Annotated in this window: 11 protein-coding genes and 1 pseudogene; 3 read left to right on the top strand and 9 right to left on the bottom strand. The window is 70.8% G+C overall.

The genetic code is table 11. The features are described from left to right. Positions 1–26: 26 nt before the first annotated feature. Entirely contained in the window at positions 27–437 is a 411-nt protein-coding gene (locus ACWCRB_RS22440; protein WP_450997723.1) for a hypothetical protein, read from the bottom strand. A 425-nt stretch (positions 438–862) separates the two neighbouring features. Here ACWCRB_RS22440 and ACWCRB_RS22435 point away from each other — a divergent pair. From ACWCRB_RS22435 to ACWCRB_RS22425, 3 genes and pseudogenes are all read left to right on the top strand, one after another. Then, a pseudogene (locus ACWCRB_RS22435) lies at positions 863–1,103 on the top strand (hypothetical protein); the annotation flags it as partial. 44 nt (positions 1,104–1,147) lie between these two features. Next, entirely contained in the window at positions 1,148–1,843 is a 696-nt protein-coding gene (locus tag ACWCRB_RS22430; RefSeq protein ID WP_450997722.1) for an alpha/beta fold hydrolase, read from the top strand. Between the two features lie 32 nt (positions 1,844–1,875). Then, positions 1,876–1,998, top strand: coding sequence for a hypothetical protein (locus ACWCRB_RS22425; RefSeq protein ID WP_450997721.1), 123 nt, complete (start codon positions 1,876–1,878; stop codon positions 1,996–1,998). A 128-nt stretch (positions 1,999–2,126) separates the two neighbouring features. On the opposite strand, the gene ACWCRB_RS22420 is transcribed toward ACWCRB_RS22425, so the two are convergent. The 8 genes from ACWCRB_RS22420 to ACWCRB_RS22385 all read right to left on the bottom strand — a co-directional run bounded on the left by ACWCRB_RS22420 (position 2,127) and on the right by ACWCRB_RS22385 (position 12,059). Then, on the bottom strand, positions 2,127–2,546 hold the full coding sequence (locus ACWCRB_RS22420) for a carotenoid oxygenase family protein (RefSeq protein ID WP_450997720.1): 420 nt from the start codon (positions 2,544–2,546) through the stop codon (positions 2,127–2,129). A gap of 13 nt (positions 2,547–2,559) precedes the next feature. Further along, entirely contained in the window at positions 2,560–2,772 is a 213-nt protein-coding gene (locus tag ACWCRB_RS22415; protein ID WP_450997719.1) for an aldehyde dehydrogenase family protein, read from the bottom strand. A 624-nt stretch (positions 2,773–3,396) separates the two neighbouring features. Beyond that, positions 3,397–3,816, bottom strand: coding sequence for a hypothetical protein (locus tag ACWCRB_RS22410; protein WP_450997718.1), 420 nt, complete (start codon positions 3,814–3,816; stop codon positions 3,397–3,399). A 104-nt stretch (positions 3,817–3,920) separates the two neighbouring features. Beyond that, the gene (locus ACWCRB_RS22405) at positions 3,921–4,529 is read right to left on the bottom strand and encodes an isochorismatase family protein (protein ID WP_450997743.1); all 609 of its coding nucleotides are present in this window, start codon (positions 4,527–4,529) and stop codon (positions 3,921–3,923) included. 32 nt (positions 4,530–4,561) lie between these two features. Then, positions 4,562–5,785: an isochorismate synthase gene (locus ACWCRB_RS22400; RefSeq protein WP_450997717.1), complete on the bottom strand. Its 1,224-nt coding sequence runs from the start codon at positions 5,783–5,785 to the stop codon at positions 4,562–4,564. A 72-nt stretch (positions 5,786–5,857) separates the two neighbouring features. Next, the gene (locus tag ACWCRB_RS22395; protein ID WP_450997716.1) at positions 5,858–6,670 is read right to left on the bottom strand and encodes a 2,3-dihydro-2,3-dihydroxybenzoate dehydrogenase; all 813 of its coding nucleotides are present in this window, start codon (positions 6,668–6,670) and stop codon (positions 5,858–5,860) included. Then, the gene (locus tag ACWCRB_RS22390) at positions 6,667–7,434 is read right to left on the bottom strand and encodes a thioesterase II family protein (protein WP_450997715.1); all 768 of its coding nucleotides are present in this window, start codon (positions 7,432–7,434) and stop codon (positions 6,667–6,669) included. Before ACWCRB_RS22390 ends, ACWCRB_RS22395 begins: the two co-directional genes overlap by 4 nt. Beyond that, on the bottom strand, positions 7,431–12,059 hold the full coding sequence (locus ACWCRB_RS22385) for an amino acid adenylation domain-containing protein (RefSeq protein ID WP_450997714.1): 4,629 nt from the start codon (positions 12,057–12,059) through the stop codon (positions 7,431–7,433). The genes ACWCRB_RS22390 and ACWCRB_RS22385 overlap by 4 nt, the downstream gene beginning before the upstream one ends. Positions 12,060–12,161 lie beyond the last annotated feature (102 nt).

Below are 12,161 nucleotides of genomic sequence, written 5' to 3'. Positions count from 1 at the left end.
TCGGTGGATCCCCACTCGCCGTCCTGTTACTGGCGGAGTACCGCAAGAGCGGTGTAGGTGATCGCCGAGACACCAACGACGGAGAGGACGATCCGCTCCTGCCTCGGGCAGTACGTCCATGAGCGATACGTTCGCGGGTTGAACAGGTCGTAGTGGCCTGCGAGTGCGAATGGGTATCCCGCGAGCAAGAGGACAGAAAGACCAAACGCCTTAACTGGGACGGTTGTGCCGCCGATGCCAAGAACAGGTGCGACGAACACCCCGAGCATCGTTACAGCGATCGACAGCAAGTTGAGGATGTCTGCGGGAGGCAGCCACGTGATGTCGCCTTTGCCGCTGACATCAATCTCTCTATTGATCCGTAGAGCGAATCCGGTGACCTGGAAGCCGGAGACCACTCCGGCCGCGGTCCATAGTGATCCAAGATCAGGATGCATCTCACGCTACCTCGGCTGCGGACGTGACACGGGGGGTAAGCGTCGCAGTACAACGAGGCTGCGGAACAGACCGCCAGGCATTCCTGAACGCGGAAACCAGCCGCTATGCGGCATGCCGCCACAGATGATCTCTGTGCTGGGACAGGACAGCGACGTCACCGTGGCCTTGCGATCACCGGCATGCCGAGATCGGTGGGACCGCCCTGGCCGCTGCCTGGGGGAAACCCGTAGCATCGGGAGCGACTGGCCCGGATAGCAGGGCCTCGCCCGTCAGCGCGATGGTGCGCCGCCGGACCGCCGCGAGGACGGCATCTGGATCATCAGGCGCGCCCATAGCGCCACTGAAATCCCGCGGCAGATCGCGACCGGAGTGCCCCCGACCGCACGCGAGACCTCGCACTCCCTGCGCGCGCCTCGAACCCGGCAGCGCAGTCCCTCTCGGCGGACTGCTCGCCGGGGCGGCGGTGACCACAGTCGGACTCGTGCCTGCGCTGCTCACCTGCGGCGCCGCGTACGTCCTCACCACGAAACCTGGCTGGACTGCGGCCGGAATGGCGCGAGACAGACCGTAGGCATGGGCGCCGGGGACTCAGCGGGGCTCAGCGGGGCTCACGGCAACTCGCACATACTCCCTTGGTGCGCCGCAAGCCTCCACAGCAGAACTGAATTCAATTAAGGTTCGATTGGCATCGTTGACGAGGAGGTCAATCATGGCGTTCGTTCTCATCCATGGGGCAAGCTTCGGCGCGAACTGTTGGGACGAGCTGATCCCCCATCTAAGTGCGGAAGCGTTGGCGGTCGACCTTCCGGGGCGCGGGACCAGGGCCGAAGCCGACCTGGGCACGGTCACTCTCGCGGACTGCGCCGACGCGGTCCGCGAAGACGTCGAAGCGAAGGATCTGCGCGACGTGGTGCTGGTCGGTCACTCCTTCGCGGGCGTCACGGTCCCGCGTGTCCTGGACCTCATCCCTGACCGGATCCGCCACGTCGTCCTCGTGTCGGCCGTGGTGCCGGCGGACAGATCCCGGGTGCTCGACCAGATCGATCCCGGAGTGCGGGGTCTGGTGGAGCAGTCCATCGCCGGCGGCGTCTACCACCAGACCCGCGAGGGCGCCGCCGCGATGCTGTGCAACGACATGGACGAGGCGACCGCCGCGTCCACCCTGGACCTGCTGGCCGACGACTCGGCCGCCCTGCTCAGCGAGGCCGTGGACCTGAGCGGCTACAGACGCGACATCCCCCGAACGTACGTGCACCTCACGCGTGACCAGTGCTACGTCGAGGAACTCCAGCAGCGATCCATCGCACTGCTTCAGCCCGACGTCATCGATCTCGACACCGGCCACATGGCCATGATCAGTGCGCCCGAAAAACTTGCCGCGGTCCTCAACGCAATCCACGGCTGATCGAGTCAGCGTCAGCCAGCGGGGGCGAGGAAGTGTCCGCGGCCGGGAGGCAGCCGCCAAGAGCGAGGGCGCCCATGGTGCCCATCGGCACGATCGACCATGCCAAGCTGCGCGAGAAGCCGGGCGCCGACGTGCCCGTCCACGCGGACGTGTGAGTCGACGGGAAGGACCGCGCCGTCCAGGCCCGCGGCTACCACGGCGATCGCCGCCTGGCGGCACGCGGCCAGGTACGGATGGCGAACCTGCTCGTCGGCTGAGTCGAGGCCGGCGCCTTTCCGGCGGATCAGGTCATCGGCGCCGGATCACCTGAGCCGCGTCCGCCGGTCCGGCAGAGCAGGGCGAACACCCGGCCTTGTCGGTCGTCTCCCCGGTGGGCCGCGATGGCGCGGTCCAGGGTGTGGTGGTCGGCCCAGCTGCCGTGGAAGCCGAAGGGCACGCGGCTGGGGAGCTTGACCCGGGCCAGTGGGGTGCGGCGCAGTTCGCCGGCGTCGTGGATGAGGAGTTCGCTGAGGTTGGTGGCGCGGTTCCACCACAGAACGAGGAGATAGCCGTCGTCCTCGGCGCGGGCGTTCTCACGGGCGACGAAGACCGGTTCGGCGGGGCTGGTCAGGTCGTCGGGCCTTCGACGACGGTGGTGCGGTCGAGGAGGTGGTCGTGGCGGGCCAGTCCGTCGGACATTCGGTGCCCGCGGCGAGCCGAGCACCGGCCGCGATCGTCTACGAGACGACGCGGTGCACGTTGTCTCGCTGTCCGCCGTCGATGAGCGGTCCGACGGCGACCTCCTCCGCGGTCGGGTCGCTGACCGCGAGTGCGTCCGCGTGCTGGGCGAGCAGGGCCGTGTACTCGTCGGCGACCGAGGCGTGCACGAGGTGGCGGCCGCTGGCCATGCAGATCTGGCCGGCGTGCGCGAAGAAGCCCCAGGCCCCCACCGAGGCGGCCTTGTCCAGGTCGACGTCGTTCCATCACGACCAGCGCGGAGCCCGCCTCCTCGAAGACGCGGGCGAGGACGACGCCGCCGCTGATCGCGGTGCGGGGGCGCCGCTTGGTCGACGTCGTTGCGGGCACGAGGGACAGCACCATCCAGTCCTGGGTCGTGTCTGACAAATGATCTCTGCGAAGCTCCGGTGTCCGAGGCCGAAGGAGGGATCATGGGGATCGAGCTGGAACCGCACTCTGGGCGACCAACGCGAAAGGGGTCGTCCCGGGACACCTTGCTGTGAAACGTTGGCGGGAGTGCTGAGCACCGTCGACCGGCACGACTCGGGCAAACTCGGCTGGGTGGATCCGTACGGTGACACGTCGTTCAACGAACAGGAAGCTCAAGTCGCCCGCCAGGAAGTCGTCGCCCTGGCACAGGGGTGTACGCACACCGTGGGGACGCCAGGAGGTGAACCCACGACTTCTTGACTACTGCGCCGCGGATCCGCCCAGAGGCGTTTCCGGAGTGGCCTCGGGAGACGCTGCCGCCGGTGTCTCCTTCGTCACGGCCTTGTCACGTCCCCGCAGTCGGCGGATCCATCCGGCAACCGCCACACAAAGCGCGGTTATCGCGATCAGCACGAGCTGTCTCCTGTCCCGGTGGGCTGTGGACGTACGCGGTCGTTCGCCCAGTCGCGGGCGGTCTCCGCGTCGACGAACGCGGAGGCGGGACAACCGAGGATCAGCGGGGCCGCTTTGACCAACTTCCCCGCCCTGCGCAGGATCGCCGGGTCGGTGACGATCGCCACGCCTCGGCACCGTTCCCCCATCACTCCGCGATTCGTCCGCAGGAAGCGCACGAGTCCCGTCCTGGGCGCGCGCATCGGCTCGTCCTTGGCCATCGCGGGCTGGAAAACGACGAGAGCGAAGGGCTCTGCCCGGTTCAGCGCCGTCTCCAGTGCTTCGAGCACGGCCGCGTGGTGCTCGCCCTTCGAAGCGGTCCCTCCGTGCACCTCCACCAGAGGCCACCGGTCCCAGAGGGTCTCAGTAGGCATACGTCACCCGTTTTCCATGTGATCGCGGGGAATCGGTAGGTTAGGTATGCCTAAATCTAGCAGACACTGTCCGCAACTTTCCTCGCCTCGGCTTCGGGAACCTGTCAGGACTCCAGTTGTTTGAGGAACGAGGTGGTCGTGTCGACCACGGCACACTGCCGAGCCGCCCAACTCAGGGCGCCGCGATGGGAGTCGGCCGTGAAATCGGCCGTCGCATCGGCGACGAGAAAGGTCTGTATGTCCCGCATGAAGGCGTCGCAGGCGGTGGCCAGGCAGCCGATGGATGTGTAGACACCGCAGACGACGAGCTGGTCCCGGCCGCGTTCCCGCAGAACATCGGCCAGGCCGGTGCGCACGAATGCGCTGTAGCGCCACTTGGTCACGACGATGTCCCCGTCTGCGGGCGCGACCTCGTCGACGATGGCGGTGTGTTCCGGGGAACTCCCCATGCCGGGTCCCCAGAAGTCGCGCAGCAGGGCCCGCTCGGAGGGTGGCTGGTCACCGGGCTGGGCACTGAGGACCACCGGCATGCCCAGGGCCGTACATCGCCGTTTGAGTTCCGCGACGTTGGCCAGCAGGGCATCCGCCGGGGACCGGTCGGACCGGTAGGCCGCGAGGAAGTACCGCTGCATGTCGTGGACGAGCAGCGCCGCGCGCCGTGGATCGGGGTTCCAGCCGGCGACGTTCGAGGGAAGCTCGTCCGCACCGGGCATGGGGTAGGGCGGGATCGGGGGGATGGGCACGGTCAGGTCCTTTCGAAGGGTTCGCCCGTCAGTCCCAGGGCGTCGAGGAGAGTACGGAACTTCGCGGCGGTCTCGGCGAGTTCGCCCGTCGGCGTGGAGCCGGGCACGATGCCCGCCCCGGCGAACAGGCGCAGCGATCGGCCCTCGACTTCGGCGCAGCGGATGGCGACCGCCCATTCCCCGTCTCCGCGCGCGTCGCACCATCCGACAGCCCCCGCGTAGAAGCCGCGGCCGAAGGGTTCCAGCTCACCGATCAGATCCCGCGCCGCGTCGGCGGGGGTTCCGCAGACGGCCGGGGTGGGATGCAGTGCGGCGGCCAGTTCCAGGGAGGTGGTCGCGGGCTCACGCAGCACCGCGCGGACTGGGGTGCCCAGGTGCCACAGCGTGGCGGTGCGCGTCAGCGAAGGGCGGGCCGGTACGTCGATGTCCCTGCAGTACGGGTGCAGGGCGGCGGTGACGGCCTCCACCACCAGGGCGTGTTCGTGCAGGTCCTTCACCGAGCCGAGCAGAGCCTCGGCGCGATGGGCGTCCTGGGCCGGGTCGGCGCTGCGGGGAGCCGTGCCGGCGAGCGGATGCGAGAGGACCGTACGGCCCTTCTTCGCGACCAGCAGCTCGGGACTCGCGCCGACCAGCGTCCCGGGCCCCGGCAGTGGGGCGGCAAAGACGTAGCTGTGGGGGTTGCGGCCTCGCAGCGACTCGACCAGGGCGGGGACGTCCACAGGGGCGTCGGCGAGCAGGCGAAGGGTTCGCGCCAGGACGACCTTGTCGAGTTTCCCGTCGTCCAGCCTGTGCAGTGCTTCCTGTACGGCGGCGAGGTAGTGCTCCTCGCCCGGCTCGGGCCGGGCCGACCGGATTCGAGGTCGAGGAACGGAGGCGGGCCGGTGGGCCGGGGCCGTTCGGAATCGGTGGGCTCTTGTCGTGACGGTGAGCCGGGGCGGTTCGTCGGGGCGGAAGGGAAGCATGCCGACGGCCGTCGCTTCCGGGTGCCCGCAGCCGACGAAGACACTCAGCCGCTCGACGACCGCGGCGACGGACTCGGTCCCCGGATCGGGCAAAGAGGTGTCGTCGACCGTCAACTCCGTGTCCGGAGAGGCGAAGTGGAACATCGCGGTGGGTGGAGCGGCGGTCGGGGCCGTCTCGGTGTCACGGTCACGAACGCGGCCGCCGGGCAGTGGCGTTCCTGGTGCGGGCACAGTGGCCCCTTTCCGTTTGTGAGCGGTTGACATACGGCTTCCTCCCGCGCGGAGGCCCGTTCCTCCGGGGCGGGAATGGGGGGCGGCGCCCCCGGAACGGGCCTCTCAGGCCCGCAGGGTCGCGCCGCCGTCGACGTACAGGTCGTGCAGCGTGATGTGGCGTGCGCGCTCGGAGGCGAGGAAGAGGACGGCGTCCGCGATGTCCTGCGGAGTGGCGATGCGCCCGAGGGGAATCCCGGTCCGGTAGGTGGCCGGGTCGCCGGCGACGACCGGTGCGTCGCCTGCCTCCTCGTCCCACAGGGACCGCTGCATGGGGGTGTCGGTGGAGCCGGGGGCGACGACGTTGCACCGGATCCCGTGCACGGCGAGTTCCAGGCCGAGGCAGCGGGTGAAGTGCGCTGCCGCGGCCTTGGAGGCGGCGTAGGCGGCCATGCCCGCACGGGGCACTCCGGCGGCGTTCGACGCCACGGTGACGATCACGCCACGGCGTCGGGAGACCATGCGCCGCGACACGGCACGGGAGACATGGAAGACACCTGTCGCGTTGACCCCGAGGACGTCTTCCCAGTCCTGCTCGGTGGTCTCCACGACGGAGCGGGCGCTGACGATGCCGGCACCGTTCACGAGGACGTCGACGGGGCCCAGTTCCCGCTCGGCCCGCGCGACGGCGTCCTCCACGGCCACGGCGTCCCGCACGTCCAGCGGGCAGGCCAGAGCGGTACGGCCCTGCCGGGCGAGGTCGGCCGCGAGCGCCTCGAGACCCGCCTTGTCCCGGTCGGCGAGGGCGACCCGGGCACCGCCGCCGGCGAAGCCCCGGGCGACGGCGGCGCCGATGCCGCCGGCCGCCCCGGTCACGAGGACCACATGGTCGGCGAACTCCTCGTGGAAACGGTCCACTTGAGCGTTCTCGTGCGTCATGGCGCCGCCTGTCCGGCCGCTCCGGCACCGCCTGGGGTGAGCCGCCGCAGTACCTCGCCGACGAGCCTGTCCTTCTCCTCGACCAGGTAGAAGTGGCCGCCGGGGAAGGTGCACAGCTCGAAGGACGACCGGGTGTACGCCCGCCAGCGCCGGACGCTGTCGAGCGGCGCCTCCGGATCCTCCCGTCCGGTCAGGGCGGTCACCGCGGAGCGCAGCGGCGGGCCCTCGGTGTGCAGGTAGCCGTCGAGGAGCCGGAAGTCCCGGCGAATGTCGGGCAGCCACACCGCGCGCAGCTCCGGGTCGTCGAGAATCTCCGCCGCGGTGCCGCCCAACCGGCGGAGTACGAGGACGAGTTCGTCCTCGGTGCGCAGATGGAGGTCGTCGGCGCGGTGGGCCCCGGGGGACGGCGAGCCGGAGACGAACAGCGGCAGCGGGGCCCGGCCGTGGCGCTCCCAGCTGCGGGCCGTCTCGTACGCCACCACGGCCCCCATGCTGTGCCCGAACAGGGCCGAGGGCCGCCGGGGCAGCGCGGACAGTTCCCGGGCGACGCGCGACGCGAGGTCGGTGAGCCGTTCCTCCGGCACGTGCGGTGCGTAACGGACCGTCACCAGCTCCACGTCGGCGGGGAGGGCGGACGCCCAGGACGTGAAGAAGGTGCCCGGCGCCCCCGCGTGCGGGAAGCACACGAGGCGCACGCGAGGTGGCGGGCCGTGATGGGCGTGGCAGGTCAGCAGGGGCTGGGTGGTGGACGCCGGCACGGTCATCGCGCGCCCTCCCCCGCCCCGGCACCGAGGGCGGCGAGACCGGCCACCGTGGCGCGGTCCATGAGGGCGCGCAGCACGGTGTCGAAGTCGTGCCCCGCGAGTTCGGGGACGTCGGCACGGAGTCGGCCGACGAGCCGGGTCACCAGCAGCGAGTCACCGCCGAGGGAGAAGAAGTCCCGGTCGCGGGGCGCCTCGTGGAGTCCCAGGCAGTCGGCCCACAGCCCGGCGACACGTGTCTCCAGGTCGCCCTGGGGCGGTGTGTGCCCGCGGGTGTCCTCACCCGGTCCGCCGGCCCCGAGGCGCGCACGCAGCGCGGCGTGGTCGACTTTTCCGTTGGCGGTCAGCGGGATCGCGTCGAGGATCTCCAGTCGTTCGGGGACCATGTGCCCGGGCAGTTGCCGTGCCGCGTGCTCCAGCAGCCCGGCCGCCGACACCCGTGCCCGGTCGGCCTTGAAGCGGGCGGCCAGCATTCTCTGGCCGAGCCCGGCCAGGCCGTCCGGCTCCTCCGGCAGGCTGAACACGTCAGTGGCGTCCGCCGCGCCGAGCAGATCCCGCCATTCGGCACAGGAGAACAGGAAGCGGTCGGATCCCGCGCGTGCGTCCGTGAAGTCACCGCCATGGTCCGCGGCCCCGGCGAGGAACTCCATGGAGATCAGCATCTCCGGTATCTCGTCGGTGAGCTCGGTGAACACCAGGTACCCCTGCGGGGCGAGCAACTCCCGGATCCGTACGAGGAGTTCGCCGGCATCACGGGTGTTGTGCAGGACGTTCGCGGCCACGACGACGTCGTACGAGCCGGGCCGCAGCCCTTGCGTCCAGGGTGCCTTCTCCATGTCGTAGAGCGCGTAGTGCACGAAGTCCCGGTCCGCGAACCGCTGCCGGGCCTCGTCGAGGAAGAACGGCGAGACGTCGGTGAAGAGGTACTCCACGTCGTGGCCGGCGAGGCTCTCGAAGGCGTCCGCGCTGGTGCCGCCGACGCCGGCACCGATCTCCAGGATCCGCAGCGGGCCGGGGCCCTCGTGCCGCCGGGCCAGTTCACCGAGGACGGTGGCCACGGCCCGGTTCAGGTAGCGGACGACGAGGCTCTCGGTGAAGGCGGCGATCGCGGTCTTCGAGCTGCCCTCGGGGAACAGCAGGTGCACCTGGTCGGTCTCGCCCCGCATCAGGGCGGGCAGATGATGTGCGCCGGTCCGGAACAGGCGCAGCACGTCCTCGGGCCACAGGCGCAGGTCCGGGGTCTTCAGGACCTGGTCCCACACGGCCTCGGCCTCGGCCGGCGCCACCGCGCGCAGCGAGTGGTAGCGGCCGTCGGCCTCCTCCCGGCGGATCAGGCCGGCGCGGGTGAGTGCGGTCAGCCAGCGCCGGAGCAGCCGGTGGTGCCGGGGGTCGGCGCCCGCGCGCTCGGCCGCCTGGTCGCCGGTGAGCCCCGGAACGCCGGGAACGAACACGCCGGGCAGCAGCTGGTGCAGGGCCTCGGCGATCGACAGCAGCACCGCCTGTTCGAGGGTCCGCGCGAACGCGCTGAGTCCCTCCGGGTCGGACAGGTGCGCGACTCGGATCGCCTCGGCGTGTGCGGTCGTACGCAGGTCGGCCGATCCGGCCGCCGGAGCATCGGCCGCGCGCGCCGGGGTCACGAAGCCCGCGAGCCGGCGGTCCAACGCGTCGGTTCCGTCCACCACGACACGGGCTTCGGTGACATCTGGATGCCGTTCGAGTACGGCCTCGATCTCGGCGAGTTCGATGCGATGCCCGCGGATCTTGACCTGGGAGTCCGTGCGGCCCAGGAACTCGATCGACCCGTCCGGCAGGTAGCGTCCCAAGTCGCCCGTGCGGTAGAGGCGTTCGCCCGTGACCGGGTGGAGGGGGAACCGTTCGGCGGTCCTGTCGGCGTCGCCGAGGTAGCCGAGGGCGAGTCCGGTGCCCGCGATGTACAGCTCGCCGGGCACCCACTCGGGGCTGGGGCGCAGGCCGTCGTCCAGTACGTGGAAGCGCTGGTTGGCGAGCGGTTTGCCGTACGGGATGCTGCGCCGGTCGTGGTCGACCTTGCCGATGGGGTGCTCGATCGACCAGATGGCGGCCTCCGTGGCGCCGCCGAGGCTGTGGAGGACGAGGGACGGCAGCTTGGCGCGGATGGAGTCGGGCAGGGTGACCGGGATCCAGTCACCGCTGAGCATCGCCAGCCTCAGGGTGGGAAGGGTCAACTCCGGGGCGCCGTCGAGGAAGTGATCGAGCATCACCAGCTGCGCGGGGACGGAGTTCCACAGGGTGATCCCGTGACGGGCTGTCAACTCCGCCCAGTGGGAAGGGTCTCCGCGGCGCTCCGGGTCGGGCAGGACAAGGGCGGCACCGACCGCGAGCGGCCCGAAGACGTCGTAGACGGAGAGGTCGAAGCCGAGTCCGGCGAGACCGAGGACTCGGTCCTGTCCGCCCATCCCGTACCGGCGGTTGATGTCCTCGATCGTGTTGACGGCGCTGCGGTGGGAGATCATCACGCCCTTGGGCGTACCGGTCGATCCGGAGGTGTAGATCACGTACGCGAGGTCGTCCGGGGAACATCGGCCGCCGGTTGGTGCGGCGGCGCCGGCCGGGGCGTGGAGGTCGACCTCCACGCGGGAACATCGGCCCAGCGTCTCGCTGTCGGGGAGTACCAGCCAGGACTGGGTCAGCACCTGCCGGATCCCGGCGTCCGCGAGCATCCGGTCCCGTCGTTCGGGCGGCTGCTCCGGGCCGAGCGGGACATAGGCGCCGCCTGCCGAGAGGACCGCGAGCACCGCCACGACCTGTTCCCAGCCCTTGTCCATGAGGACGCCGACCCGGTCTCCCGGCGCACAGCCGCCCGCCAGGAGTGCCTCGGCCACGCCCGCCGCCCGCGCGGCCAGTTCGCCGTACGTCAGCACGCGGTCGCCACTGATCACGGCGGGCCGCTCGGGAGTGCGCCGGGCCTGGGCGAGGGCACCCTCGTGCAGCAGCGCCGAGGGGACGGGCGCGGCGGTGGCGTTGGCCTCCTCGCGCACCCGCGTCTGCCGCTCCGGCAGGGTCGGTAAGGCGGGCCGCGCCCAGTCCGCGTCCTGGGCTGCGAGCTGCCGCAGCAGGCGCAGATAGGTGTCGAACATGTCGTCGAGCAGCCCCTGCGGGAAGAGCGCGTCGACCGCGTCCCAGACCGCCTCCATGCCCTCGTCGTCCTCGTAGAGCTGGTGGTCGAGCCAGCACTGCGGGGTCTGGGAGATCATCCAGTCGAGCTCGCCGAGATGGCGGCGGAACCGCTCGTCGACCAGCTCGCGGCCGAGGTTGCTGGCGAACACGACGGGAGCCGTGAACGCGCCACCGCGGGCGCGGGCGAGATCGCGCAGCACGTCGACGCCGGAGTAGTCGGCGTGGGCGGTGTTCTCCTGGAAACGTTCCTGCACCCGCCGGGCCTGGTCGGCGAAACCGTGGTCACCGGCCAGGTCGATGTCGAGCAGAACCAGGTCGGTGAAGTCGGCCACCATATGCGGCACTCCGGGGTGGCTGCTGCGCCGGTTGAACAGGGGCAGGTTCAGCAGCAGCCGCGGCCGGCCGCTCCACACCGCGAGGACGCGGGCGAAGGCCGTGGCGACCGCCATGGAGGGAGTGATGCCGTGGGCGCGGGCCCGGTCGCGTACGCGCTGCCACTCGTCCGCCGTCAGCCGCCCCGACCGCCGCACGAACCGGGGCTCGGTGATCCGGCCGGGATCCGTGGCCAGCGGAAGCTGCGGGGCCTGCGGCAGGTCGGGGAGCCGCTGCTGCCAGTAGGCGCGAGCCTTCTCGGGGTCGCGTCGGCTGTGCTGTTCCTCCAGGTAGGCGGGAAAGCTGGTGCCGATCCCCGGCAGGGCCGTGTCCGGGTCGGCGTACAGGCTCGCCAGGTCGGACAGGACGATCTGGACGCTGAGGACATCGGCCACGAGCAGGTCGACGTCGACGAAGAGCCGGCTGCGCCCCTCGGGCAACAGGGCGAGCCGTACGCCGAAGACCTCACCGCGCTCCACGGCCGGGCGCCGGTGGGAGAGTTCGTCGCGCAGTTCGGTCAGCCGCAGTGCGCGGTCGTTGTCGGAGAGGTCGCGCAGGTCGTCCATGGTCAGGCCGGGCCACCGGCCGGGCGGCAGGATCTGCTGGTGCCCGTCGTCGAGGAAGGTGGCCCGCAGCATGTCGTGCCGGTCCATCAGAGCGGCCACGGCCCGGTCGAGCCGCTCGGGACGCACGTCCTCGCAGGCGAACTCGAAGTAGGCGTGGCAGCCGACACCACCCATCTCCACGCCGTCACGACGCCCCACCCAGTACGCCTGCTGCACCGGCGTGAGAGCGAAGGGTTCCGCCGGGTCCACCGGCTGTCGCGGGCTCTCCTGCTCCGCGCCTCGACCGGTCAGCCGGTGCAGCACCTCGGCCCAGCCACGCAGGGTGGGCCTGGCCGCCAGGTCGGCGAAGGCGACCTCGATGCCCTGGTTCTGCCAGTGCGCGGCGACCCGCATCATGGCGAGCGAGTCCAGGCCCAGGCCGATGAAGCTGTCGTCGGGCCCGACCTCGTCGACCGTGGTGTCCACGTACTCGGCCACGGCCCGGCGGACGACAGCCTCCCATTCGGTCTGATCTCGGGACATGATCTCGGTCATGCGTCACTCCATGGGTACGTGAAGTACGTGTGCGGGGGAAGGTGTCCGCCCCCGGAACGACGGCGTGCGCCATCGCCACGACGGCGTGCGGTCCGCACGACG

This window comes from Streptomyces sp. NPDC002156 (assembly GCF_053593675.1).
The sequence above is the reverse complement of the archived record's forward strand: the minus strand, read 5'-3'. Positions and strand labels throughout refer to the sequence as shown.

Excerpts from the sequence above, each read along its gene's own strand:
- ACWCRB_RS22440 (WP_450997723.1), bottom strand. The coding sequence starts at position 437 with ATGCATCCTGATCTTGGATCACTATGGACCGCGGCCGGAGTGGTCTCC.
- ACWCRB_RS22430 (WP_450997722.1), top strand. The coding sequence starts at position 1,148 with ATGGCGTTCGTTCTCATCCATGGGGCAAGCTTCGGCGCGAACTGTTGG.
- ACWCRB_RS22410 (WP_450997718.1), bottom strand. The coding sequence starts at position 3,816 with ATGCCTACTGAGACCCTCTGGGACCGGTGGCCTCTGGTGGAGGTGCAC.
- ACWCRB_RS22405 (WP_450997743.1), bottom strand. The coding sequence starts at position 4,529 with ATGCCCGGTGCGGACGAGCTTCCCTCGAACGTCGCCGGCTGGAACCCC.
- ACWCRB_RS22400 (WP_450997717.1), bottom strand. The coding sequence starts at position 5,785 with ATGTCAACCGCTCACAAACGGAAAGGGGCCACTGTGCCCGCACCAGGA.
- ACWCRB_RS22395 (WP_450997716.1), bottom strand. The coding sequence starts at position 6,670 with ATGACGCACGAGAACGCTCAAGTGGACCGTTTCCACGAGGAGTTCGCC.
- ACWCRB_RS22390 (WP_450997715.1), bottom strand. The coding sequence starts at position 7,434 with ATGACCGTGCCGGCGTCCACCACCCAGCCCCTGCTGACCTGCCACGCC.
- ACWCRB_RS22385 (WP_450997714.1), bottom strand. The coding sequence starts at position 12,059 with ATGACCGAGATCATGTCCCGAGATCAGACCGAATGGGAGGCTGTCGTC.